19 protein-coding genes and 2 tRNA genes are annotated in these 23901 nt (G+C 59.3%); 10 read left to right on the top strand and 11 right to left on the bottom strand.

From position 1 onward, the window contains the following. Positions 1–61 precede the first annotated feature (61 nt). The 4 genes from RJ40_RS05910 to RJ40_RS05895 all read right to left on the bottom strand — a co-directional run bounded on the left by RJ40_RS05910 (position 62) and on the right by RJ40_RS05895 (position 2565). Positions 62–133, bottom strand: a tRNA-Ala gene (locus RJ40_RS05910). Between the two features lie 167 nt (positions 134–300). Then, positions 301–1311, bottom strand: coding sequence for a transcription initiation factor IIB (locus RJ40_RS05905; protein WP_220682778.1), 1011 nt, complete (start codon positions 1309–1311; stop codon positions 301–303). A gap of 328 nt (positions 1312–1639) precedes the next feature. After that, positions 1640–2296, bottom strand: coding sequence for a histidinol phosphate phosphatase domain-containing protein (locus tag RJ40_RS05900; RefSeq protein ID WP_265582424.1), 657 nt, complete (start codon positions 2294–2296; stop codon positions 1640–1642). Continuing rightward, positions 2293–2565, bottom strand: a complete 273-nt coding sequence (locus tag RJ40_RS05895) for a signal recognition particle subunit SRP19/SEC65 family protein (RefSeq protein WP_265582423.1) — start codon at positions 2563–2565, stop codon at positions 2293–2295. The genes RJ40_RS05900 and RJ40_RS05895 overlap by 4 nt, the downstream gene beginning before the upstream one ends. Before the next feature lie 54 nt (positions 2566–2619). Here RJ40_RS05895 and hypB point away from each other — a divergent pair, with 54 nt between their 5' ends. Together hypB and RJ40_RS05885 are read left to right on the top strand one after the other, a co-directional pair. Then, on the top strand, positions 2620–3267 hold the full coding sequence (hypB, locus tag RJ40_RS05890) for a hydrogenase nickel incorporation protein HypB (RefSeq protein ID WP_265582422.1): 648 nt from the start codon (positions 2620–2622) through the stop codon (positions 3265–3267). Between the two features lie 84 nt (positions 3268–3351). Beyond that, positions 3352–3729, top strand: coding sequence for a 30S ribosomal protein S8e (locus tag RJ40_RS05885; RefSeq protein WP_265582616.1), 378 nt, complete (start codon positions 3352–3354; stop codon positions 3727–3729). Between the two features lie 27 nt (positions 3730–3756). Here RJ40_RS05885 and RJ40_RS05880 read toward each other — a convergent pair whose 3' ends face one another. Further along, on the bottom strand, positions 3757–4095 hold the full coding sequence (locus RJ40_RS05880) for a DsrE family protein (protein ID WP_265582421.1): 339 nt from the start codon (positions 4093–4095) through the stop codon (positions 3757–3759). A 176-nt stretch (positions 4096–4271) separates the two neighbouring features. On the opposite strand from RJ40_RS05880, the gene RJ40_RS05875 reads away from it, so the two are divergent. Together RJ40_RS05875 and RJ40_RS05870 are read left to right on the top strand one after the other, a co-directional pair. Beyond that, positions 4272–4697, top strand: a complete 426-nt coding sequence (locus RJ40_RS05875) for a hypothetical protein (protein ID WP_265582420.1) — start codon at positions 4272–4274, stop codon at positions 4695–4697. Further along, positions 4694–5158 (top strand): DUF2240 family protein, encoded by a 465-nt coding sequence (locus tag RJ40_RS05870; protein WP_265582419.1) that lies wholly within the window; start codon positions 4694–4696, stop codon positions 5156–5158. Before RJ40_RS05875 ends, RJ40_RS05870 begins: the two co-directional genes overlap by 4 nt. Before the next feature lie 611 nt (positions 5159–5769). Here the strand turns inward: RJ40_RS05870 and RJ40_RS05865 are convergent. Together RJ40_RS05865 and infB are read right to left on the bottom strand one after the other, a co-directional pair. Then, positions 5770–6174, bottom strand: coding sequence for a 30S ribosomal protein S6e (locus RJ40_RS05865; RefSeq protein WP_265582418.1), 405 nt, complete (start codon positions 6172–6174; stop codon positions 5770–5772). A 72-nt stretch (positions 6175–6246) separates the two neighbouring features. Continuing rightward, positions 6247–8058, bottom strand: a complete 1812-nt coding sequence (infB, locus tag RJ40_RS05860) for a translation initiation factor IF-2 (RefSeq protein WP_265582417.1) — start codon at positions 8056–8058, stop codon at positions 6247–6249. A 299-nt stretch (positions 8059–8357) separates the two neighbouring features. On the opposite strand from infB, the gene RJ40_RS05855 reads away from it, so the two are divergent. After that, a tRNA-His gene (locus RJ40_RS05855) sits at positions 8358–8430 on the top strand. A gap of 995 nt (positions 8431–9425) precedes the next feature. Here RJ40_RS05855 and RJ40_RS05850 read toward each other — a convergent pair. Both RJ40_RS05850 and RJ40_RS05845 read right to left on the bottom strand, forming a co-directional pair. Continuing rightward, positions 9426–11738: an efflux RND transporter permease subunit gene (locus RJ40_RS05850; protein ID WP_265582416.1), complete on the bottom strand. Its 2313-nt coding sequence runs from the start codon at positions 11736–11738 to the stop codon at positions 9426–9428. Further along, a complete protein-coding gene (locus RJ40_RS05845; protein WP_265582415.1) occupies positions 11735–12157 on the bottom strand; it encodes a hypothetical protein in 423 nt (140 codons plus the stop codon). Before RJ40_RS05845 ends, RJ40_RS05850 begins: the two co-directional genes overlap by 4 nt. A gap of 271 nt (positions 12158–12428) precedes the next feature. Between RJ40_RS05845 and RJ40_RS05840 the strand changes: the two genes are divergently transcribed. From RJ40_RS05840 to RJ40_RS05825, 4 genes are all read left to right on the top strand, one after another. Then, complete coding sequence (locus tag RJ40_RS05840) at positions 12429–13193, top strand: TrmB family transcriptional regulator (protein WP_265582414.1); 765 nt, start codon at positions 12429–12431, stop codon at positions 13191–13193. Positions 13194–13632: 439 nt separating this feature from the next. Then, entirely contained in the window at positions 13633–14427 is a 795-nt protein-coding gene (locus RJ40_RS05835) for an FHA domain-containing protein (protein ID WP_265582413.1), read from the top strand. Positions 14428–14436: 9 nt separating this feature from the next. Then, entirely contained in the window at positions 14437–15771 is a 1335-nt protein-coding gene (locus RJ40_RS05830) for a serine/threonine-protein kinase (protein WP_265582412.1), read from the top strand. Between the two features lie 111 nt (positions 15772–15882). Further along, on the top strand, positions 15883–16071 hold the full coding sequence (locus RJ40_RS05825) for a hypothetical protein (protein ID WP_265582411.1): 189 nt from the start codon (positions 15883–15885) through the stop codon (positions 16069–16071). Between the two features lie 197 nt (positions 16072–16268). Here RJ40_RS05825 and RJ40_RS05820 read toward each other — a convergent pair whose 3' ends face one another. After that, positions 16269–19535 (bottom strand): tetratricopeptide repeat protein, encoded by a 3267-nt coding sequence (locus RJ40_RS05820; protein ID WP_265582410.1) that lies wholly within the window; start codon positions 19533–19535, stop codon positions 16269–16271. A gap of 547 nt (positions 19536–20082) precedes the next feature. On the opposite strand from RJ40_RS05820, the gene RJ40_RS05815 reads away from it, so the two are divergent. Further along, positions 20083–21510, top strand: coding sequence for an aldehyde dehydrogenase family protein (locus tag RJ40_RS05815; protein WP_265582409.1), 1428 nt, complete (start codon positions 20083–20085; stop codon positions 21508–21510). 146 nt (positions 21511–21656) lie between these two features. On the opposite strand, the gene RJ40_RS05810 is transcribed toward RJ40_RS05815, so the two are convergent. After that, positions 21657–23726 (bottom strand): PAS domain S-box protein, encoded by a 2070-nt coding sequence (locus RJ40_RS05810; protein ID WP_265582408.1) that lies wholly within the window; start codon positions 23724–23726, stop codon positions 21657–21659. Positions 23727–23901: the final 175 nt, after the last annotated feature.

Below are 23901 nucleotides of genomic sequence, written 5' to 3'. Positions count from 1 at the left end.
ATTGGCACCCTCGCTCCAAGAATCGCTCACGCTCTTCTCCAAAAAAATTCTTCAAAACGGATGGACCCGGCGGGATTTGAACCCGCGGCCTCGTCGTTGCGAACGACGCGATCTACCCCTGATCTACGAGCCCGTGTACCGGATCAGTGCTGATCCTGCCAGATACTGTTGCCGCTGTTCCCTTATATCTGTTCCTGATGGTTCCCTTCCCGCCGACACCTGATCCGACCCTGCGGTTCAGGCATAGGGGTTTTTTACCATGAGGGCGCGCAAACGCCCGTGGGGGACAAAAAAAGAAGATCAGAGAATGATCTCGATATCCAGCTTCTCCGCCAGTTCCTTGTACCGGTTCCGGATCGTCACCTCGGTGACGCCCGCCACCTCGGCGACCTCGCGCTGGGTGCGCCGTTCCCCGGAGAGGATGGAGGAGATATAGATCGCCGCCGCCGCGACACCGGTCGGCCCGCGGCCGCTCGTCAGTTCGCGCTCGCCTGCCTGCCGCAGGATCTCGACCGCACGGCTCTGCACCTCGCCCTTCAGGGAGAGCCCCGAGCAGAACCGCGGCACATAGTCGATGGGTGAGGTCGGCAGGAGTTTGAGTCCCAGTTCGCGGGAGATGAACCGGTACGTCCGCCCGATCTCTTTCCTCGATACCCTGGACACCTCGGCGATCTCGTCGAGCGTCCTCGGGACCGAGCACTGCCGGCACGCCGCATAGAGCGCGGCCGCAGCCACGCCTTCAATCGAACGGCCCCTGATGAGGTTCTTGTCCACCGCGTCGCGGTAGATGACCGCCGCCGTCTCGCGCACGTTCCTGGGCAGACCGAGTGCCGAGGCCATCCGGTCCAGTTCGGAGAGCGCGAAGGCGAGGTTGCGCTCGGTGGCGTTCGAGACCCTGATCCGCCGCTGCCACTTACGCAGACGGTACAACTGTGCTCTGTTCTTCGAGGAGATCGCCCGGCCGTACGAGTCGCGGTTCCTCCAGTCGATCATCGTCGAGAGACCCTTGTCGTGGATCGTGAAGGTCATCGGCGCACCGACACGGGACCGCTTCACCCGCTGGTCGTGGTCGAAGGCCCGCCACTCCGGACCGCGGTCGATGAACTCCTCGTCGAGGACCAGCCCGCAGTTCTTGCAGACCAGTTCGGCCCGCTCGTAATCGTGGACAAGTTGGCGGCTGCCGCACTCCGGGCAGACCGTCTCGCTCGTTGCCTCTCGCTTGACCTCTTTCTCTCTGACCGGGGTGCGGACCCTCTTCTTGAGGGCCTCGCGCTCACTCTGAAGCATCTTTAGTTTTTCGATTTCTGCCATTTCCCATCACCTTTTGTATAGAGTTTCTCGCCCGCAGCCTGGCCGTGATCTCCCCGGCAGAAGATCGCCGCATAAGGCGAAGCGACATTCCCAAATATGTCCACAACTTTTCCGACTGGTCTGAGACGCCTACTGAACGCGTCGCCATAGAGGCGGGGGAGCCTGGCGGCGTCGCATCTGACGATCAGCAGACGAGAGCCGCAAGTTTTAACTATGGTGCCCAAAAGTTTCAATAGCGTGACCTCGGCAAAACTCCAGTGGATATGGAGTGATATATATAAATGAGTTTCGTCAGTATTTAAAAGTTTCGAAAAAATATAAATGCTGATTACATCCCGAGTAAATCCGAAAGAATATTTATAGATGCTGATCTCCGGCACTCGTCCTCTGTTAGCCCCGCGCCGCGAGCAACAGCCATTCTCTCCTCTGCAGTCATCAGGTCGGAGGGCGCATGGGCATCCGAGTCCACGACTGTCATGCACCCGGCCTCCCTGGCGATCGCCGCCACATACCCGTTCGTCCGGTTGTGCCCGGCCCGCGCCGTGATCTCCAGTGCGATCCCGTTCTCTGCGGCAAGCCGTGCATCTTCGGGGGTGATGAATCCCGGATGACCGAGGACATCGACGTTAGGGCATACACAGGCGGCATGGTTCGTCCCCGGCGCCACCGGCTCGACCGTCGTCTCACCGTGGACCACCACCAGGTCCGCACCCCGATCTTTCGCAAGGGCGGCGAGCCCGGCGATTTCCTCGGGCGGGACATGGGTGATCTCCACCCCGCAGAGGAGTTTCACCCCATAGCGCGCGGCGCTCTCCCTGAGACATGCCGTCGTCTCGACGACCTGTCTGATATTCGAGCAGTCGACATGATCGGCGATCCCGACGACCTCGAAGCCGAGGACCGAGAGCCTTCGTACCAGTTCGATCGGCAGGAGTTCGCCGTCGCTGAGCGTGGTGTGGGTGTGCAGGTCGTACAGCCCGCTCATCCCTTCACCTCGAGGGCCCGCGCCACCTTCCGGATCAACTCGTTCTTGGGCCCTTCATATTCGACGACGACCCGCCCCTCGCGCTTGTACCAGTGGGCGGGGTGGTGTTTCTCCTCGGTCCTGAAGGTGCAGCCGCACTTTTTGAGGGCGGCATTGAGGTCGGCGAGGCTCGGTCCCTTGACGGCGAGAGCCATCGGGACACGTCGTCCTTCGGCCCGTCTCAGACCGGCATGAAAATAGCAGGGATAGAGGACGCAGACACGTTCCATGACTGTTTAGGTAGATGGTGAACCTATATAGGACTCACGTTCTATACTCAATGTATGCATCACATTGACGTCCAGATCGAGAAGGATGTGTATGCGGCAAACGACCGGCTCGCCGCCGCCAATGCCGCCCACCTCAAGGAACACGGAGTCCGGGCCTTCGACCTCCTCGGTGCGATCGGGTCGGGCAAGACCTCGCTGATCGAACGCCTCTCCCCCCTCCTGAAAGAGCGTGGTCTGAACGCGGGTGCGATCGCCGGCGACGTCTACGGCGACGACGACTTCAAGCGGATCGTCGCTCTCGACATCCCCGCCGTCAACGCCAACACCGGCACCGAGTGCCATCTGGACGCCCACCTCGTGGAGCATGCCATCGACCACCTCGCCCTCGACGACATCGATGTACTCTTCATCGAGAACGTGGGCAACATGGTCTGCCCCACCGACTTCGCCCTCGGCGCCGAGAAGCGGATCGTGGTCGTCTCCTCGACCGAGGGCGACGACGTCGTGAACAAGCACCCGATGATGTTCCGGGGCTGCTCCATCGGGGTGATCAACAAAGTCGACCTCGCACCCCTGGTCGGCTGCGACCTCGACCGTATGGAGGCCGACATGCGGCGATACAACCCTGAGATGCAGATCTTTCGGACAAACATGAAGACCGGCGAAGGGATGGCGGCGCTCCTGGATGCCGTTCTGAAGTGATCAGAAATAAATACAGAGAGCCTGAATATATATAGCACTCTCTATGGGATTCTGGTCTCACAGAAGATAACCTGAGGTGATATTATACAGTGGCAAGGTAGATCTGTCCGGCGTCTCACCGGTGGGAGAAACCACCCGGCAGTCGGTAGGCGGCGGTACCAGCGCGGTCGGGCTCCGGCTGAAACCCACATCGGGGAGAACAGAAACCGCAACGTCAGGGTTCACGGTGGCGAGACAAAGGTCCGGGCACTCCGTGCCAACTTTGCGTCCGTCTCGAACCCCGCGTCCGGTGAAACAAAGAAAGTCGCTATCCAGAACGTGGAAGAGAACCCGGCAGATATCAACTACGTCCGTCGGAACCTTCTCACGAAGGGTGCGATCATCAGAACTGAAATCGGGCGGGCCCGTATCATGAGCCGCCCCGGTCAGGATGGCGTTGTCAACGCCGTGCTGATCGAGTAACCCTTTTTTCTGTTCTTGCGGGGCCGTTCACGGCCTGATGTACGCAAACCCCTCGTTCTCTCTCCTGACGATCTCACCGACACCGGAGGGCACGACTGCCACGACTCTCGGGAAGTCCTCACGCGTGAAGCCCTGGGCTCGTGTGCTGTGGGCACAGATCGCAAAGCGCACCCCCACTTCGGCGAGGGCCCGGACCTGCTCCCCGTGTGGCCCGGTGATGAGCAGCGCCTTCACCCCGTCCCCGTTTGCCACGACTTCGGCGGTTACTTCGTTCCCGAACTCTTCGAGGAGATGTTCGACATTTCGCATCACGGCCTCTCCCTTGCCGACCTCGGTAAGGTGGACCAGAGCCTGAACTCTCTTCACTCTTCATCCTCTCCCCCGCCCCCCGGCGGCATCCTCTCCTCTCCCCCTGCGCCCTTATACCTTGCTGGCCGGGAAGGCTCTCGGGCCGTTGTACAGGAAAGTCTTTCACCTCCTCTTTGTTCTCACCGGCCAATGATGATTAGCAGAAGTTATCTGATCCACCTGCACATATCTCTATGATGCGCAGAGTGTACTACCGCTTCCCGACCCGTTTCGACCTTAATTTCTCTCTGATGGTTCCTTTCCCCCGGGCGATCGGGGCCATTGCCGCCCTCCATCGCACTCATACCAACAGACGGGAAGGCGCCGACCTCTTCAAGCACCACCTCATCCTGGAGATCGCCGACGATCGGACGCGCTTCCTCCCGGTCGACCTTCTCCCCGACATCGCCGTTGAGGTGACCGAGTCGGCGGACTTCAGGTTCTCGATCCACGAGACTCTCCTCCGTCCTGAAGGCAGGGTGCCGGTCTCTGAGAACACCTTCCTCGTCAGGGTCGTCGACCGCGGCCCGCAGTCTGAGGTCTTTGTCGTCAAAGAAGGGACTGCCGGGTCACTGGACGCTCTCGACGTGAGAGATCATCTCAAGGGTGTCTGCGAGTGAGTCTCCAGGTCACGGTCGCGGCCCCCTTCAAGCAGATGCACAAAGGGGAGATGGAACGGAGCCAGTTTGTCTTTTTCCTTGCCCTGGATCGGAAATGGATGAACGTCGACCAGGCCAATGCCGTCCTCCGTCTGGCAGAGGAGGCCGGGATGGTGAAGGTGGGGGAAGGTATCGTCTCGCCGCTCTTTGATGTCTCGGCCGTTGCGATACCGCTGGGTTTCAGGCCCGGTCCCGAAGTCTTCGATGCCCCTGATCCCTGCCATGATCTCGTCGAACGGATCGCTGCGGCTGTGGAGCGCGAACCCGGTGAGGTGGTTGCGGAGATGAACCAGGTGATCGACGAGGAGTTCGACGGCAAACTCCGGGCCGGCGCCGCGGCGGTTCTGCTTGCCCGGCGCTATGGTGTGGAGTGGAATGATCTCCTGCCTGAGATTCGAAAAGGAGTCACAGGAAAGAAGTGAACGGGTTTTCACGGAGCATATCCCGGAAGTGGCGGGGGGGTTGAACATCCCCCCGGTTCGAAGCGCTTTTTTCCAGGAATTCTGAACCGCTCTCTCCTGTCGGGGGGAGGGAGCAGGTTCGCATTCTTCATCCTTTTGTTGGAGCAACCCTTCTGATCGTCTGCCTTCCACCCTTCCTTGCATTGGGGGCGCTGCACCCGGACCCCTCGGGATTGTGATAGGGGCGGGAAGACAGGCAGTGATGATCCGACGTGCCGCCCTCAATCGTAGAATCTTCACCGTCGTCTCGCACCGGGGGGCGGCGATTGAACGGGCCCTCCACCGATCCTATGTCCTGAAAAGAGGGATCGAAACGATTTCAACACCCGGAGATCGAGCGACGAGTAATTTCCATCCCGTATGCCTGAGGCGTGCCCCTGGCTCATGCCTGATTCTAAAAATCCCGAAAAACAAAACCTTTTCTGATCCGGCACAACCTCCGGTTGTGCCGTGTTCTCCCTGCTCTGAAAGGGGGCTTTGCACAGACATACAAAAGAGTTGCACCTGTGCACCTCTCCTGGAGGTGCACAATTCCCGCTCCGCCCCTTTCAACCTGCGAGATGGTTTTATTTTTACTCTGCAGCCGTTTCTTCCTCAGACTTCCCGAAGATCTCTTCGAGAGTCTGAGCCCCGTATGCCGAGACGACGGTGTTGATCTGGACGAAGTCCTGCGTGACTTCGTTGCCCCTGACCGTCTTCCTGCGCCGCTCGCCATCGAGTTCAGGGTGGAACCCGAAGCCATCCGAGAGGAGGATCCGCCTGCGGCCTGCGCCCGGAAGATCTTTTCTGGCTGCGATCCCGGTCTTGTCAGAGCCGCCGGAGATCTGGAGCGTGTAACCCGCAAGCCCGAGAGGCGTGCCGTCTACCTCGTCGCCGATCTTCTTCCCGACAAATCCGGAGGCAGCTGCCCCGCTGGCCTCAATATTGTAGGCGCGGCCCGCCTTTCTGTCTGAAACGACAACTTTGAAATCGACCATTATCTCTGACTCCTTCTCATCCTGATACTATCAGAACCTGTCTATAAAATTGGATGATACCATTATTAAATACTACTTGCCCCAGAAGGGATTGTCCTTCCTTCTGATCGTGGTGTACTCTTCGAGCACCTCGCGCATCCCCGGGTTCAGGGTCGAGATCATCTCGGTTTCCAGGACTTTGACATGATTTTCCGGGATGTATGCATAGAGATCGTCTTTCTCATTGATCTGGCGTCCGACGGTTACGCCTTCGATCGAGACTGCGACCTCGGCTCCGGCATCTGCCACAGGGACATTCTCCTGCGCGACCTGGATGGTCTTGATCTGACCGATCGCTTTGCCGTCCCTGCGCATCAACTTCACTCCGCTCCTCAGTTTCCCGCCGAGCACTCTGATCCCGACCACGGCCGGGTTGCTCTGTCTGAAGATGCACCCTTCGAGGATGGTGATCTTGGCCGGCAGGATGATCTGCTCGAAACGCTGGGCTTCGATCTTGCGTTTCTGTTCCTTGACCCACTCGGTGTAATCGTCGATGAGTTTATAGATGACATCGCCGACGAAGACCGAGATCTTGCAGGTCGGGTGCTTGAGGATGTCGACGGCATCCGGGAGAAGGGGGGTGTTGAAGGCGAGGAGGACAGCGTTTAAAGGTTCTTTGATCGTCTCGACCTCGATGAGATCGTGTCTGCTCACCGGCCCGACCTCGGCCTTCATGATCTTTATCCCGTGCCCTTCGAGTTCTTTGGCAAGGGCTTCGAGGGCTCCGATGGTGTCGGCCTTGATGAAGATCCCTTCCTCTGAGAGGTCTACATGGATCTCCTCGACCTCCCGGCGTACCTCCTCGTTGATGGCGTCGATCTCCTCGGGACCGGGGATGGCCCGCAGCGGCGATCCCGCGATGACGTTTTCGAGTTTGGGTGCGGCGACCTTGATCCCTGAGGCGGCGGTGACCGATTTCACCCGCTCGAACTTCTCCTCGACCAGGATCTCCGACATGGGCCGTGGCTTGAGAAGGGAACGGATCTTGGTGTTGACCACGCCGTCTGAGGTGGCGATGGCGACCTCGTCTCCTACCGAGAGGGTGCCGTCGTACAGGATGACGTCGAGGGTCATCCCGAGGCCGCGCTCCTCCTTCACCTCGAGGACGGTCCCCGCGCCGGGGCCTTCGACCGAGACTTCGAGCGCTTCGGTCATGTACCGCTGGGCAAGGCCGATGAGCATGAGGAGCAGGTCGGGCACGCCTTCTCCGGTGACTCCCGAGACCGGGACGATGGCGATGTTTTTGGCGAAGTCAGAGACCCGGTCGAAGCGTTCACAGTTGAAGCCCTTCTCGGAGAGGGTGCCGATCAACTCGTAGGTCTTGTTCTCCAGGTCCATCTTCACGCGGTCGCCCTGGGTCTCGAAGGTCTTTCTGAAGGGTGCGTTCTCGTTCACCCGCCATCCGTGGATCCGGTCGATCTTGGTGGCGGCCACGACGAAGGGGGTGCGGTAGGTCCTGAGGATCTCAAGGGCCTCGATGGTCTGCGGCTGGAAACCTTCGTTGATGTCCACGACCAGGATGGCCATGTCGGCGAGGGCGCCGCCCCGGGCGCGGAGCGTCGTGAAGGCGTGGTGGCCGGGGGTGTCGATGAAGAGCAGGCCGGGGACATTGAAATGCAGTTTTTCAAACGTGCCGCTCATCTTCTGGATGGCATCGAGGGGGACGATCGTCGCTCCGATGTGCTGGGTGATCGCCCCGGCCTCGCCGGCGGTCACCGAGGAGCCCCTGATCCAGTCGAGGAGTGAGGTCTTGCCATGGTCGACATGTCCGAGGACGCAGACGATCGGTGTCCTGATCGCGGGTCCTTCGCTCTTCTGTGATTCCTTTTTTTTCTTTTTCCCCATTGGTTCCACGCCCCCTTTTATGCACTGGTCTGCAACGCCTCTCTCCGGCGGGTCGGTGAACGGCGACCGGGATATTTTTTGCCCGCCGAAGAACCGGTGCCGTCCTACACGCTCGCAAAACACCTGCCTTTCCCTGGAGGCAGGTTTTTGACTATATTAAGGCGCCTCCCCCTATTAATGCTCTCCCACCTTCGCGCACGCCCCTGTATGATGGCCGGATCCCGGCAGACCCGCGTTCTGTCGCCGTGTTGTGTCGATAGGTTAATGTGTGGTGGCATGCAACATAGTAGAAGCCTTTTGCCGGGGTAGGGTAGTTGGTCATCCTAGGGGACTGTGGATCCCCCGACCCGGGTTCAAATCTCGGCCCCGGCCCTCTTGTTTTCGATCGATTTCTGTGTGAGTGAAGATGGTTTTCTTCTCGGTGTGAATTTCAGAAGGAAAACCGAGGAGACGACAGGCCGTCTGTGCAGACCATGCGGGATATTCACTCAAGGATTGCCGGGCTCTGTTGAATCAGGCATGAACCCCGGGCTCAAGCATGTGCGGTTGAATATTTCTCGCTGCAGTTCTCCTGAGTAGAGAGGGATACTTGATTCCTCTCCTTGCAACCGGGCACCTGAAGGATATTGTTCAATTGCCGCCCCTCGGCTATCTTCATCGGGGGGGTCCGGGGGGTCTCCCCCCGGCGAGAGAGAGCAGGGTAAATTTTCTCGTTCTTCTGGCGGGGCGGCCCTTCTGATCGACGTGCCTTCCCCCATGAATCGCGCCGGGGGCGCTGCCCCCGGACCCCCGGGATGAAGATAGGGCTGGGAAGGCAGAGGGCTGATCATTCAGAAGATGTCTTTGGCCTCTGTGTATCAGTCATGCGGAGGCTCGGGACGGTCAAAAATTTATTCACCACTACTGAGCAGATATTCTGGATCATTTTCATGGTAATTCCCTATGGGTCAAGGGCACGCCTCAGACATATTTGATGAATAACTTTTCATGGAAAACCTTAGATCCCTCTCCTCATGACAGCGAGGGTGACGTGAACCGAGCACCTCACTGCTCCCCGGCCATCTTCGTCCGTGGGGGGTTGGGGGGCAACGTCCTCCTACGCAAGAGGGCGATGAAAATTCTTTGATGGGGGCGGGCCCCCCATGAATCTCTCTCCTCTGCCTTCCCGTCCCTATCGCAATCCCGATGCGTATGGTGTGGGAAGGCGTGAGAGCAGGAACGGTTGAGGGGGGGGGGACGGCAGGTGATCGGGAGGGAGATGTCTTTTCGGGCTTTTCTTCACGCGGGGATCCGGGGGGTGGTCGACCCCCGCACAAAAACCCGTACGGACCATTTCTTCACGGTCAAAAATTTCTGTCGTTCACTCACTACGCCGCCACTCCCGCCTGCTGCCCCCCACCGTCCCGGCGGTGGGTGAAGCGGTACATCAACGAGAGAACCGCCGGCATGACCAGGATCGCTCCCACCAGCGAGAACCCGACGGTGATCACCGTCACGATCCCGAAGTTCGAGATGATGTTGAAGGCCGAGAGCGTCAGCGCCGAGAACCCGAAGACCGTGGTCATCCCCGAGACCGTGACGGCCGTCCCGATCTTCTGGACGCTCGTCTGGATCGCCTCGTAAATGTCGAGACCCCTGGCAAGTTCCTCCTCGCACCGCTCCATGATCAGGATCGTGTACTCCGAGGCCACCCCGATGGTCATGGACCCGAGGGTGGCGGTCATCGGGGTGTAGTCGAGGCCGAGGAAGTACATGATCGCCCCGTTCCACCCGACGATCATGACGATCGGGATGATGGGGGTGACGGCGTTTACTCTCCGGTACACCAGGAGGAGGAAGGCGAGGATGAAGACAAACCCTGCGAGGACCATCATCGTCTTCGAGTGAGCGATATCGTCCATGAGCGAGGCGAACATCTCAGTGCCGCCGGTCACCCTGGCATGCGTCCCCGGCGGGGCCTCCATCCACTCGACATCCTTCTCCACGTTCTGGATCATCGACCTTGCCGCGTCCAGTTCCATGTCGACGGTGGTGAACTCCATCACCGCTTCCATCCCGCCGTTGAGGTACCGCCCCTTCGTCTCCTGGGGAACCGCGGCAAGCACCGCCCCGACCTCGCTCTCGGTCGCCGGGAGGACGCCGTTGTTGTACTGCCGGATCAGGGTGGCGATGCTCGTGACGCCGGTGATCTTCTCGTTGGTCCGCACCTCGTACGCCCCGAACTCGTCGATCCATTCGAGAGTATCCATGCCGAGCACATCGTCGCCGGTTACGATGATCGGGACCGTGTTCGTCGCCCCCATCGTCCTGGTCACTTTCTTCATGTCCTGGAGTGCGGGCATGTCCTGCGGGACAAAAGTCTCCTCGTCGGCATTGATCGGGACATCCTGGTCCAGATAGATCCCGCCAAAGGCGACGAGCCCGAAGATCAGGAGGACCGGAACCGGGTTTTTCGCGATCCAGAACGCGCTCTTCCCGAGGAGATGGTTGTAACGCTCGATGAGCGAGCCGCGCGAACCTGCGGTGTGCGGAGGTTCCTCCTCGCACCCCTCCCAGTCAAGTTCGCAGGCCTCCACATCATCGAGTTTTCCGACCCCCTCTTTCGGCCGGTATTTCATGACGGTCCCGAAGACCGGGACGATCACGAGCGCCGCAAGATAACAGGAGACGACGCCGATGGTGCAGGTGACCCCGAAGTCCGCGACCATCGGAACCGGTGAGACGAACATGGCGATGAACCCGAGCGACGTCGCCACCATGGCGATGAGCACCGACGGCCCCGACCTGGTGACCGTCGCCGTCACCGCTTCGGGGATGGTGGCGTGCCTCCGCTCCTCGTCGAACCTGGAATGGAACTGGATCGCATAGTCGATCCCGATCCCGATGAGCACCGGGAAGGCGCCGATGACCGTCATGCTGATCGGGATACCTGCGAGCCCCATGAACCCGAAGGTGAGGAGCAGGCCGGTCCCCACGATGAAGACCGGGAGGAGACGGTAACGCACATGGGAGAAGAGGAATGTCACGGCAAGGACCATCAGGAGCATCGCCGCCAGGATGAGCATGCCCATCGACTGTCCCATCTCCTCTCCCATCTCCTGCGAGAACGCCGGACTCCCCGAGACCGTGACCGAGATCCCGGCCGGCGGTTCGGAGATGTCGATGACCGTCCTGACATTGTCGAGCACCTGCTCCTGGACACTGCTTGCAACACCGGGCTGGATGGTGATGCTGACGATGGTCATGAGTCTGGAGGGGAGGTAACGGTCGAGGGTGCCGGGCGGTGCCCGGGCCAGGACGGCGTTCACCTCGCCCTGTGAGGTGGGCATGGTGCCGCCGTTCGCCTGTTTCATCAGGTCGGGTATGCCCGAGACCTGATCGACGTACTGCTCGTTCCTGATGTCGTCTTCGAGACTGTCGATGTAGGCGAGCACCTCGGGGTCGGCGACGTCGTCGCTCTCGAAGATGAGCATGATGGCGTCGGAACCGTAGGTGTCGGCGTAATGGGCGAGCGTCGCGCCTCTTGGAGTGCTCTTGTCGATGTACGTGTCGTCCCCGGTCTCCATGCCCACCATCGAGAGGCCGAAGAGGGCGAGCATGAAGACGGCCGCCGCGATCCCGAGCACGGCGAACGGTCTGGTGTTGATGGCCCCGGCAAGGAGGGCGTAAAATCGTTTCATGGTGTTTCCATCAGTGTGCTGGGTCTCCGACCGTAATCGGCGATGATCATCTCGGTCACGTCGCGGGCGATCGCATCGGGATCTCTCCCTGCAACCGCGACGCCGTATTCGATGGCGATCTCCTCAATTTTATGGATGTTAAGGATATGAAACCTGCTCCTCGAAAGTCTCAGGGCCTGCATGGCCATTCCGATGATAAAGGCGATGCCGTCCCCCTCTGCCGTCTCGTCTTCCATCGCGAGAAGATGAAGGAGTTCCACTGCTTCCCGGCAGACCGGCGGAGGCAGAAACCCGGCTTCACCCCAGATCCGTGATGTAGCCGCCTCTTCAGGTCCCGGATCCCCATGATCCGGAGAAGTGGATCGAGGTGAGTGTGCTATCGCTTTGTGCTCCTGGTCCATGATATGCGGAGGGTTCATGCCATCTTTCCTCACACCCTTCGGCAATTCTATCATATAGTATTGGTGCAACTCTGTGAAGTTTCAGGTGAAAAAACGGCCGAATGTGGTTGAAATTGGACTCGCCGTCTCTCCGTGATCTCCGAGTGGCCTCGGCGCGCCGTCGTCTCCTGTTCCGGGCGGCGCATCGGGGTCGGATCTGGCTGGATACGCGCCTCCTTGCCGCCGTTCTGCCGCGTGGTCCCGTCCTCATCGATAATCATTACCCCTGGTGCAACCTAACAGAGGAGCAATGGCAGATGAGATCGTCCCCCTGCTCCGCAACCTGGGGCTCAACGAGTATGAAGCAAAGGTCTATGCCGCCCTCGTCGGTCTCAGAAAGGCCACCGCACGGGACATCCACGAGGTGAGTGCGGTGCCGCGGGGGCGGATCTATGAGATCCTCCACGACCTTGTGCGCCGGGGTTTCATCGGCGTGATCGAGGGTACGCCCACCTCGTTCTATCTTCTCGACCCCGATCAGGTGATCGACCGCCTGAAAGAGGACTCGATCCGCTCCCTGGAGGAGACGCGCGAGGCGATCCATGCGGTCTCCTTCCCTCAGCACCATTCCCCTGAACCGGTGATCCTGCTGAAGAGCGAGTGGGCGATCGAGAATCACCTCAATTCACTCTTCAGGAAGACGAAGGATCGGATGACGATACTCTGTCATACCCCCGCGTTCTTGCAGCAGCACCTCAGGGCCCTCAGGGCACTCGACCGGCGGATCGATCTCGCGATCATCGTCCGCGACGCTCGCGCCTATGCCGGGATCGATCTCCCGATCTCTGTGGCCAGCGGGATTGTTGCCGGTTTGCTCGACGATCAGCACATGATAACCGACGGGGTCAGCATGGAGTGTGTCATCTTTGTCGACGAGAAAGATTTCATCCATGTCGGGGGGACGGGTTCCGAACGCATTGCAGTGTTCGGGTCGAACATCCCCCTCGCGAGATACGTCCAGCGCTCGCTGGCCGGGTGGCTGGCGGAGGAAAAGAGCAACTGCAATATGGGCTGAGGAGTTCTCTCTAAGGTTGTCCCGGATTGTTCCGGCATTACCCTCGCAGCAGATAGAGAATGGATGACACCACGCTCTTCATGATGAGCATATCTCAAAAGTATCCCTGGCTCGATCAATCATCAGGATCGGGCTTTGTTGAAATCATCCGGATTGCTCTCTCTGCGGGGGCCTCGCCCCCCGGAACCCCGCCGCGCGAAGACAGTGGGGGCGGCAATGGGGTGGTGCTCCCACGGGGTGTCCTGCTCCGAAGAGGGAACAAGGATCCACGCACCGGAGACCACCACGATTCTCATCGCGTATGCTTGAGCCCGAGGCTCGTGCCTGCTTCTACAGAACCGGAACAGGGCACGTCCCGGCTCTGAGGGCGTTCTCACCTTCTCGCCGCCGGAGCCACAAAACCACGCGGGTTATCTATCATGCCCCCCCATATTTCTTCATGACGGAGAGCGACCGCACCCTTCTCTCAGGCGCCGATCCCGACTTCCTCGAGGAACTCTCCGATTACCTCGACGTCCTCGGGAACCCGGTCCGCCTGCGGATCCTGCAACTCGTCGCCGGGGGGTCGAAGGACGCCCGGTCGCTTTCCCGTGCGGTCGGGACCAGTTACGAGAATACCAGGAAACATCTCGACCGTCTTCTTCTTGCCGGCCTGGTCACGAAAGAGGCCGGGCTCTCGGGCGAGACGGCGACCGGGGTGCATCCGGTCTGGAAGTATGCCCTGGTCCCCGGCGGGCTCGAACGGGTGGTCCAGAACCTCGCCCTCTTCGGGAACCTCGGGATCGCGGCGGACACTCACGGGGTCTCGCTCAGGCTGCGGGAGATGAGAGACCAGGTCTCTTCGACGTTCTTCGGGAACGTGTCTCTTCTCCTCGTTGTCGGCGGGCCTGAAGACGGAACGGTCTTCCCCCTTGAGGGGCGCCGGTATGCCCTCGGAAGAGAAGACCCCGCGGGTGCCGGCGCCGGTGTCGAGGCGATCGCTCTCTCTCCGGCCTACACCGCGGTCACCCGCGTCTCCCGTCCGCACTGCCGCCTTGTGGCGGCCGGAGAGGCATGGCAGATCGAGGACTGCGAGAGCACCGGCGGCACCCAGGTGAACGCCGTACCACTCCGCCGGCACGAACGTCGCCTTCTTGAGGACGGCGACATCATCGACCTCGCCCGCGGTCCGCAGGGGGCCCGCCTCCTCTTCACCGTCCCGCCGTCCGGGCAGAAGAGCGATCATCAGGCTTGATATGCGGGGATGTCGAATGCTGTTGTGTATGGAGGCACCTGGATGCAGTGGCGGTCGGTAGTCGTTCTTCTTCTCATTCTCCTCGTTCTGATGTGTCCTGTACAGGCAGTGCCCGATCACGCCGCGAAGGACACGGCCGGCCGCGGCCAGGGTCAGGACACCCCTCCGGGTCTGGCGCATGCGCCGGGGCAGCAGAAGACGGTGCCCACGCCTGAACCGACCGCTGTTCCCACACCCGACCCGACGTCCGTACCCACATCCGAGGTTCCGACCTCTCTTCCCACGCCTGAACCCACGCTTGAAGTCCCGACCTCCGATCCCACACCTCGGCAGACCTCCGAAGCACCCTCGCCGACACCAACGGCCGGGCCGACCGGACCGGAAGAGACGGCCCCCTCTCCCTTCCCCCTGGCGGCGGCCGCTCTCGTCGTTTCCGCCGGCGCCCTTGGCGGTGTCGTCTATGCCCGCCGGCGAAGAAGTCCTCCGCCGGTTGCCGACGAGGACGTGACGGTCGTCGTCCCGTCGGCCGCAGATGCAACATGGACTCAGTCCGGGTTCCCCCCCGCGCTGATGGAAAAATATACTGAGGTCGCGTCGGTCGGGAGCGGGGGCACCGCCCAGGTCTTCAGGGCGGTCCGCCGCACCGACGACCTGACCGTGGCGGTGAAAGTTCCGCTCCGCCAGGACGAGGCGACGGGCCGGTGTTTTCTCCGGGAGATCAGCATCTGGCAGGGCCTGTCTCACCAGAACATCGTCAGGGTCGATGCCGTCAACGTCCTCCCGGTCCCGTACGTGGAGACCGAGTACCTGGACCGCACCCTCAAGGACCTGAAGACCCCGCTCGGACCGGCTGAAACGGTCGGGATCGTCGCGGGAATTGCGGCCGGCCTTGCGTACGCCCACGGGCGCGGGGTCGTCCACCGCGACCTCAAGCCAGGCAACATCCTTCTCGCCTCAGACGGCACCCCGAAGATCGCCGACTGGGGGCTGGGTAAGGTGCTCGGCGAAGGGGACGAGACGGTGGCGCCGGGATACTCTCTCCATTATGCCGCGCCCGAACAACTCGCCCCGGCCCGCTTCGGCCATCCCGACGAGCGGACCGATCTCTACCAGCTCGGCGTCGTCTTCTACGAACTCCTCACCGGGACGTTGCCCTATGACGACGACGGGCCGGGCGCATACTCCGCCGCCGTCCTCGATGCCCCCGCCCGCCCCCCCTCGGCCGTCGACGAGGCGCTCGCCCCCTTCGATCCGATCGTCCTGCGCTGTCTGAAGAAAGATCCGGCCGGGCGGTTCGGGTCGGCCGAGGAGTTCTGTGCCGCGCTCGGTGCGGTCGAATACTGAACTCCCCGGTTCAGGGTATGAACCGGCAGGATCGTGTTTTGTTATATCCTCTCGCGGCGACCTCTTCTATGGAGTCGCCTGGTACGAGCCCTGGCGGGAGGAAGGAGAACCATGGACCCACAAAGACGGATCCGGACCATCGCCCTGCTCTGCATCGCCCTGATGGCACCTGTGCCGGCTGCGGCACAGCCCGGTACTGGCGGGTACCACGGCTGCCGGCAGCCTGCCTTCAGGAAAATGCATGTATGGGCGCGTGGTCCCGTTGCGGATTGTCCCTGTGCTGACGACGGCACCTTCTAAGCAGTCCCGGTCCGGGGGACAACGCCGGGACAGGTCATGCCCTGGCAACCACGTCTGTGACACTACGCACACCACCACACCCTGACCTGCCAGCGACTCTGCCGGGCGTGAGGTGAACGGTCTCTTTTTCCAGAGAGTCCACGCCCCCGGATCAGCAAGGAACAGGCATGTATGCCACTCTTCTCCGATGCTCTTCTTCAGATGGTGAGATATCTCTCGACCCGCTTGTTGAGCCTCTCGATCTCGTCGGTATGTCTCCTATAATGGTCCATCTTCCGGGCATGGGCAAGGCATTCCTGTGCACGGGAGAGGTACGGCATCTGTGCCGGGATCCCTGGTTTCTTCTCAGAACCTGCCTTCACCTCCTCCAGTTCCCCGAGGGAGATGCAGGCCCTGGCCAGGGCGATGTACTTTCCTGCCGTCGGCCTGCCCTCCAGGCTGCGTGTGAGAAATACAATGCTCGTTTTGAGATACCATGTCCGGGTTCCGGGGAATGAAGGAGGGTATGAGAGATTTTCTGTGTAGGAGAGAGATCTCGCATGTGACGGGAACTTCGAATACGAGAAGTATCTCGAATATGTGAGATATCTCGTGTAACCATAGAGGCCGAGGCAGAAATCGTGACAACTGGCATAATCGTGAGAATCGTTTACCGGGATCAATTTTGCTTCATCCAGGCATCTTAGCACTTCATCAGGGGCGATACCCCGGAGAAGGAATGAATATGCCAGACCGAGATGGGAACAAAATCTGATGTCTGGGATCGTGATATCATCTTCGAGATTTCTGCTGAGATCGGTATCGACGCAATTCCCAGAGGCACCGGTGACCGTTTCAAATAGATCTTTTGCCAGGTCGTATTCCCGGTTTCTCAGGTACGCCCATGCAAGCCGGTAGGTCAGTGCCACCTTCGGGACTGATGCCTCATAGTCGGTGCAGGATTCCTCTGCGAGCTGTCTGGCGAGCTGGAATTTCTCGATCGCCTCGGGGTACTTCTGCCGGATCGATAAGAGGCGGCCGAGCCAGTAATAGGTGCGTACGATCCCTCTCAGGAACACGTCCGGGATCTTTTTGTTCTGGTTCTGTGCCTTTTTTGCCTCGAAGTATCGGTGTTTGTAGATCCTGAGCGCGTTCTCCAGGTTCTCCTCGCCCTTCTTCAGGATCTCTTTATAATTCTGAGGATGAGAGGAGATGACTTCTTTTACTGAGGCGATACCGATGTATTCGGCGGCGCTTGGATCGAGGGGCCTGAGCGGGAGTGCTGTCGTCCAGAGTTCGATCGCGAGTTTGTATCTCCTGTTCTGGTAATGCAGGCACGCGAGATCATAGTGCTCCTGAAATTTGAGCGGTTCATTCCAGTACGACTCCCATGTTTCATAGATTTTATTTTTCTCGCCTTCTTGAGATTCCTCGCATGAAGCGATCTCGGTGATTTTATTCTGGCGAATGGTGCAACACGTACGATGGAGTTCACTGATCGTGTCATCGAGTTCTGTGATTACTTTTATTATTTTTTGACTTGATTTTTCATTATTCAGACCCTTGATAATCTCATCAATCTCGATCCATTCCTCCTCGGTCATTCCCTTGCAGAACTCATTTCCCTTCTTCTCGATAATCTGAAAACATTCATCTATCTTCTTCTTGATGGCCTGAGAACATCCGTCCATCTTCTGTGTCTCCACGAGACACTCTGCGATCGCGAGGGCCAGGCAATACTTCATCATATGCGGGGCGATCTCGGTCGCCGTCCCGAACGCCCCGGCCGCCTCCTCCCATTGTTTCCCCTTGAGATGGATCTGGCCGCGGGCGAAGTGGGTTTTATGGCAGGTCGGATCGATGGAGACGGCATGGGAGATGAGGCACTCGGCACCGGATCCGTTCGAGTGAGCGTGAGCGTATGCATAGGTGAGTGAACTCAGGGACTCCTGCATCATCCGGCATGCGGTCTCCTCTCTGGCGAGTTCGGGGACCGTTGTCGGCGATAATGCAAGATCGGTCCGGTACCGCCTCCACGCTGCGAGGGTTGCCTCCCGGAGGTCGTTGATCGCCCGGTCGAGATCGTCCCTTTCCCCACGCTCTCGATATATCCTGAGATAGGTCTCTCCCCTGAACTTGAAGACCTCGGGGACATTTTTGAGTCGCTTTTTTTCCAGGATCCTCTCTGCCTGATCGAGGTTTGCGATGATTTCCCGGTATTTTGCCGTGGGATCCCGGACCTCGTCCTGATGAGATGGGGAGGGGCATGATTTTTTATTCTTGTTTTGATCCCTCCATCGAGCGCTGTTGAAAAAAGATTTGAGAAATTGGGTAAAACTCAGGATGATAAACCGAAGAATGGAAAGCAGTCCCTTATTGCAGCAAGGCGGACTTTCTGGGGTGCTTTTTTCGCAGAACACCTTTTCCCCCTCTGTAATCATCCGGTGCCAGATGGTTACCGCCTTCGCGTAGTAGGGTTCCCACCGGGTCTGGTCGATCTCGGTCGCCCGGGAAAATGCCTCCTCTGCTGCATTGTATCGCTTCATCTCGGAATAGACGACGCCGAGGTTGTACCAGGCAAATTTGTAGCCTTCATCATATCCGAGTGCCTCGACAAATTTGTCTTCTGCCTCTTTGAGATAGAATATCTGGTCTTTCGGCGCCCTGAGGCCCTTGCGATAATAATAAAGGCCGTCGAGGAACGCCCGTGTCGATTCCCAGCGCTGGGTCTTCCCGTGGGTCATGCCGGTGAAGATCCGGTGGGCAAGTTCTCTGACCATCTCGGTGCAGAGGATCTCTCTGTCTGGTTGTTTTTTTGTCGGGCGCACTGTGCTTGCGTCGTCGCTCTGCGCTCGCGGGATCTGACGTGCGACCTGCCAGCTGAGGTTTCTGGGAGATACCAGCACCGCACTGAGTCTGACCGTCTCGTCTTCCTGGTCGACCGAGAGGAGGAGGCGGGGGCCCTTCAGCAACCTGTTTGCCAGGGACAATATCAGTCCCAACGGGATGGATATCGAGCCGAAACTGACTTTGAGATCTGAGAGAGTCGCGCTGTTGAGAAGGTTGTCCAGACTTCCTGACCTCAGGGATGCCGAGGTGATGTCGCATTTCTCTGCCATCGAGGTCTTGATGGGGCGCTGTTTATCGACATCGCTGTAAATCTGATAAATTTTGTTGAGTTCCTCGATGAGCATCAGGTGATAGTTCGGCGATTCTTTTTTCTCGCTATTCTTCTCTTTTTTCTCGTTCTTTTTCTCCGCCCCCTGCACATCCTCGATGATCAGGGTGTTCCGTGCCCGGTTGAGCAGTTTGAAGGTTAAGTAAACGGCGGCGAGGATCAGGATCGGGGCGATGAGATCACGATTAAAGAGTGCGTTGAGGCTTTGAACGAGATAATAAGTTGAATTATTTAGTTTTTCCCGCGAGAGATCGAAGATCACCAGGTCGAGGAGGGTGAAGATCCATACGATAAAGGTGCTGAGCAAGAGAGATTTAACGAAAATAAATATTGGCCTGTCGATCCATTTGTAGAATCTATAAGAGGCCTTTTTGATCTCGATCTCATGGGGGAGCAGGAGTATTCGGGCCTGTTTGAGATCAGATCGACATTTCCTGGCGTACGTGCGGTCAAGCGAGATCAGCCAGAGACATCCCCCCGTGATAACCGGTACAGAGAGGACCATTATTATTGTAAAGGAAGTCTCAGAAATCCCGGACCATTGCACGATAGAATAGATCGCCAACAGGATCAATCCGATGATAAGGACCAGGACCGCCGTATGCATCCCTATGACGAACAGTTGCCGCAGGAAAATGTACAGACATTTCGGGAAATCTATTCCGTCCTCGTGATTTTGCATCCGGCCCCGAACCCCCGTGCAGTCGCGCAGACAGGGGACTTCATCTTATAAGAATTCTGTCGACGGACGCACGTGAGCGGCGTTTCGTTCGGCCGTCAGGGCATCGCTCTCTTCGTTTTGATCACTCCCCCCGCCGAAACGTCCATATCCAGGCCCGCACGTATTCCCTCTTATGACAGACCCTCGACCTTTCCTTGTCGGCGGGGAGTGGCGCACGAGCGAGAAGATCCTTGACGTCCGTTTTCCCTACGACAACTCTCTCGTCGGCGCCGTCTGCCTTGCCGGCCCGACCGACCTAGAGGACGCCGTCCGTGCGGCGCAGCACGGCTTCGGCCGCACCCGCAAACTCCCGACGCATGAACGGATCCGCGTGCTCAAACGGCTTGCCGCGCTCATCGAAGGCCGAAAAGACGAGATCGCGGAGACGATCGTCCTGGAGAGCGGGAAGACGGCTGTCCTTGCGAGGGCCGAGGTGGAACGCGCCGTCGAGACCCTCCTCCTCTCTGCCGAGGAGGCCGGGCGGATCTGCGGCGAGGTGATCCCCCTCGACCTCACCCCGGCGACGGCGGGCAGGACCGGATATCTCCGCCGCGTCCCGCTGGGCACGGTGCTCGCGATCACGCCCTTCAACTTCCCCTTCAATCTCGCCTGCCATAAGATCGGCCCGGCGGTGGCCGCCGGCAACGCCGTGATCCTCAAGCCATCTTCGAAGACCCCGCTCTCCGGCCTGGTCCTGGGCGAACTCCTCATCGAGGCTGGGTACCCCGAAGAGGCCGTCTCGGTCGTCCCGTGCACCACCGGCCTCGCCGAGTGGATGGTGCGGGATGGCCGGATCGCGTACCTCTCCTTCACCGGCAGCCCGGCCGTCGGCTGGCACCTCCGCGAGATCGCCGGGAGAAAACGGGTCGGCCTCGAACTCGGCGGGAACGCCGCGGTGGTCGTGGACGAGGACGCCGACCTCACGTATGCCGCCGAGCGGATCGTGCAGGGCGGTTTTTCCGGCGCCGGCCAGGTCTGCATCTCGGTCCAGCGGGTCTTCCTTCACCGCTCGGTCTTTCGGGCGTGCCTGGAGATGGTCCTGGAACGGACCGGTGCGCTCAGGGCCGGCGACCCGAAAGATCCGGCGGTCGACGTGGGCCCGATGATCTCGGAGCAGGCTGCGGCGGCGGCCGAAGAAAAGATCCTGGAGGCCGTCTCTGACGGTGCGACCCTCCTCGCCGGCGGGACGCGGGCCGGCACCCTCTTTGCGCCCACCGTCCTCACCGACACCCTCCCGACGATGCGGGTGAACGCCACCGAGATGTTTGCGCCGGTGATCACCGTCACCCCCTTCGACGACTTCGAGGCCGTGCTTGCGATGGTGAACGACTCCCCCTTCGGTCTCCAGACCGGCGTCTTCACCAACCGCCTCGACTGCACCTTTCACGCTTTCGACGAGTGCGAGGTCGGCGCCCTGATCGTCAACGACATCCCGACCTTCAGGGCCGACGCCATGCCCTACGGCGGGGTGAAGGCCTCGGGCCTCGGGCGGGAAGGCCCGCGGTATGCGATCGAGGAGATGACCGAACCGCGGCTGATGGTCCTGCACCGGCGCGGGTGACCGGGGGGTCTCCCCCGGCAGGAGAAAATCCGTTCGGTCCGGAACATGTGCTTCAATCCGGATGAATGATCTGATCGAAATTATTCGGGGATATGATCAGAGGGGGGTTCCGGTATCGGGTGTGTACCGGGGCACGGACCGGGGGCTCAGGCCTGCGTCGGGTGGTGCGGGGCACCCGTCGGATCCCGCTCCATTTGATACCCCTCTTCTGGAACCAGGATCTCGAAGCGTGCGCCTTTCCCGTATTTCCCGGTCTCCCTGATCTCGATCCCGGTGATCGAGAGGATTTCCCTGCAGAGGAAAAGGCCGAAGCCGGTATTTTTCCCATACCCCCGTTTGAAAATCTTCTCCTTCTCCTGTTCTTTGATCCCGGTGCCGTCGTCCTCCCAGAGGATCACAAGCCCGTGCTCTTCCTCCCGACATGAGATCCGGATGGTGCTGACCTCCCCCCCATGTCGTTCGGCATTGTCGAGGAGGTTGAAGAGAACCCGTTCAAAGAGCGGGTCGGCATAGACCTCGACCCCCCTGACCTCTGATTGGATCGTGATGGTCCGGGGTTTCAGCCTGACGACCATTCTTTCCATGATACACCACTGCGGTGCCCTGATCCCGATGTCCTGGTAGTCGCGGGTGAACTCGATCTGTTCCTGGATGTTGGTTGCAGCCTTGTGGATCGGCCTGAGGTGGGTGAGGAATGCGGGGTCTTCGGCCTTTTCCTCCTCCGCCATTTCGAGGTGGGCGAGGAGGACGGTGAGCTGGTTGAGGATATCGTGGCGGGTGATACTCCCCATGATGGTGAGTTTATCGTTGATCCTGGCGAGCGACTCTGTGAAATGTTTGAGTTCGGCGGCGTAGTACTCCATCTCCTTCTCGAGGACCAACCGCTCGGTGATGTCGGTCAGGACCAGGAGCACGGCATCTTCGTCTTGATAGGTGATCGACGTCGCTCTGACGGTGACCGGGAGAGGCGTATTGTCCGGGGTCTTCAGCATGATCTCCTGCGGCATGGATTGATTCCCGGAAAGACTGTCTGCAACAACTCCCTCGAAGATCTCCCTGAAATCTTCCATGACAAGGGAGAGAACCGGTTTCCCGGTAATTTTGTCTGGATGCTTGCCGAGTGCCGCCTCTGCGGCGGGGTTGGCATAGATCACCCCGCGGGTGTCTGAGTAGACAATGATGTATTCCGGGAACCCCTGGAGCAGGTTCTGCTTATTTTTTTCTGCCTCCTTGAGAGCTTTTTCCGCCTTCTTTCGTTCGGTAATGTCCCTGAATGAGATTGTAAGCCCCCGATTTCCCTGATAGGCGATGGTACTCCCGAGAACTTCGATCTCCTTTTTTTCTCCCCTGCAAGTTCTGGCCGGGCACTCAAAAGAGAAGGTGTGGTCTTCTGTCCGGCATCTCTGCAAACATTCTTTCACCGTGCCGATGTATCCCGGACTGATAAAGGCGAATACGCTCTCTTCCTCACCTTTGAACGAGGTGTTGCCTCCGATCTCCCTGGCGGCCTGGTTTGCATAGATGATCCTGCCACAGAGGTCGATGATCACGATCCCGTCGAGCAAGGAATCTATAAGGGATGTATAGAATCTCTCACTCTCCCTGAAGGGATTATCCGGGTCGTCCGGTCCTGATATGTCCCTGAAGATCTGTAAGATGTCCGAACATTCTCTGCTGGGGTCCACTCCCCCGTTCTGTTCTTTTCCGACTTTGCCGGTCTCTCTCTCTCTTCCCTCTTGTCTTGCGGTCAGGAGGGAAGGTTCTGCTCTCTTCGGATCCCCGGATGGTGTGTCGGCCGCGGTATTTTTCGGGAGGAACCGGCAGATCTGATCCCGGCATGGGTGTATCTTTTTTCGGCCGGCCACCAGGGCCAGGATTTTCTTCGAGAGCGTGGTAGGATCGCTTTTTCTGCAGATGCAGAGGTCGGCGCCATTGCCGAGGGCCTGGATGACGGTCTCATCATCGTCATCTTCGGTGAGACATATGAAGGGAGTCAGGTCTCCCGCGTCTCTGAGTATCTTGAGAAGGGTGATCCCGTCCATCTCCGCCATCTTGCATGCTGAGACGATCGCATCAAAGGAGCGATTGTGCAGCATCGTGAGGGCAGCGGGTGCGGAGCGCGAGGTGATGACTGAAATGTCATCCTCGTCTTCAAAGCACCGGCATGCCTCGTCGAGTGTGGGGGTATTTTCACTGATATAGAGGAGGGATATCATCAAATCTCACGCATTAATATGATTTTACAGGTTGATAGATGATAGTGATTGAGGGGGAAATAAATATTTCCATTTTGTTTAATACTTATCTTTAAATTATTTGCGAAAATATTATGTCTGAAGATGTCGGTGTGACAGAGTGGCCCGGATGAACGGGGAGTCGATCGAGAGATCG

The organism is Methanofollis aquaemaris, assembly GCF_017357525.1.
GTDB lineage: Archaea > Halobacteriota > Methanomicrobia > Methanomicrobiales > Methanofollaceae > Methanofollis > Methanofollis aquaemaris.
The sequence above is the reverse complement of the archived record's forward strand: the minus strand, read 5'-3'. Positions and strand labels throughout refer to the sequence as shown.

Excerpts from the sequence above, each read along its gene's own strand:
- RJ40_RS05815 (WP_265582409.1), top strand. The coding sequence starts at position 20,083 with ATGACAGACCCTCGACCTTTCCTTGTCGGCGGGGAGTGGCGCACGAGC.
- RJ40_RS05810 (WP_265582408.1), bottom strand. The coding sequence starts at position 23,726 with ATGATATCCCTCCTCTATATCAGTGAAAATACCCCCACACTCGACGAG.
- RJ40_RS05850 (WP_265582416.1), bottom strand. The coding sequence starts at position 11,738 with ATGAAACGATTTTACGCCCTCCTTGCCGGGGCCATCAACACCAGACCG.
- hypB (WP_265582422.1), top strand. The coding sequence starts at position 2,620 with ATGCATCACATTGACGTCCAGATCGAGAAGGATGTGTATGCGGCAAAC.
- RJ40_RS05875 (WP_265582420.1), top strand. The coding sequence starts at position 4,272 with ATGATGCGCAGAGTGTACTACCGCTTCCCGACCCGTTTCGACCTTAAT.
- RJ40_RS05905 (WP_220682778.1), bottom strand. The coding sequence starts at position 1,311 with ATGGCAGAAATCGAAAAACTAAAGATGCTTCAGAGTGAGCGCGAGGCC.
- RJ40_RS05825 (WP_265582411.1), top strand. The coding sequence starts at position 15,883 with ATGGACCCACAAAGACGGATCCGGACCATCGCCCTGCTCTGCATCGCC.
- RJ40_RS05845 (WP_265582415.1), bottom strand. The coding sequence starts at position 12,157 with ATGAACCCTCCGCATATCATGGACCAGGAGCACAAAGCGATAGCACAC.
- RJ40_RS05835 (WP_265582413.1), top strand. The coding sequence starts at position 13,633 with ATGACGGAGAGCGACCGCACCCTTCTCTCAGGCGCCGATCCCGACTTC.
- RJ40_RS05900 (WP_265582424.1), bottom strand. The coding sequence starts at position 2,296 with ATGAGCGGGCTGTACGACCTGCACACCCACACCACGCTCAGCGACGGC.
- RJ40_RS05840 (WP_265582414.1), top strand. The coding sequence starts at position 12,429 with ATGGCAGATGAGATCGTCCCCCTGCTCCGCAACCTGGGGCTCAACGAG.
- RJ40_RS05895 (WP_265582423.1), bottom strand. The coding sequence starts at position 2,565 with ATGGAACGTGTCTGCGTCCTCTATCCCTGCTATTTTCATGCCGGTCTG.
- infB (WP_265582417.1), bottom strand. The coding sequence starts at position 8,058 with ATGGGGAAAAAGAAAAAAAAGGAATCACAGAAGAGCGAAGGACCCGCG.
- RJ40_RS05830 (WP_265582412.1), top strand. The coding sequence starts at position 14,437 with ATGTCGAATGCTGTTGTGTATGGAGGCACCTGGATGCAGTGGCGGTCG.
- RJ40_RS05865 (WP_265582418.1), bottom strand. The coding sequence starts at position 6,174 with ATGGTCGATTTCAAAGTTGTCGTTTCAGACAGAAAGGCGGGCCGCGCC.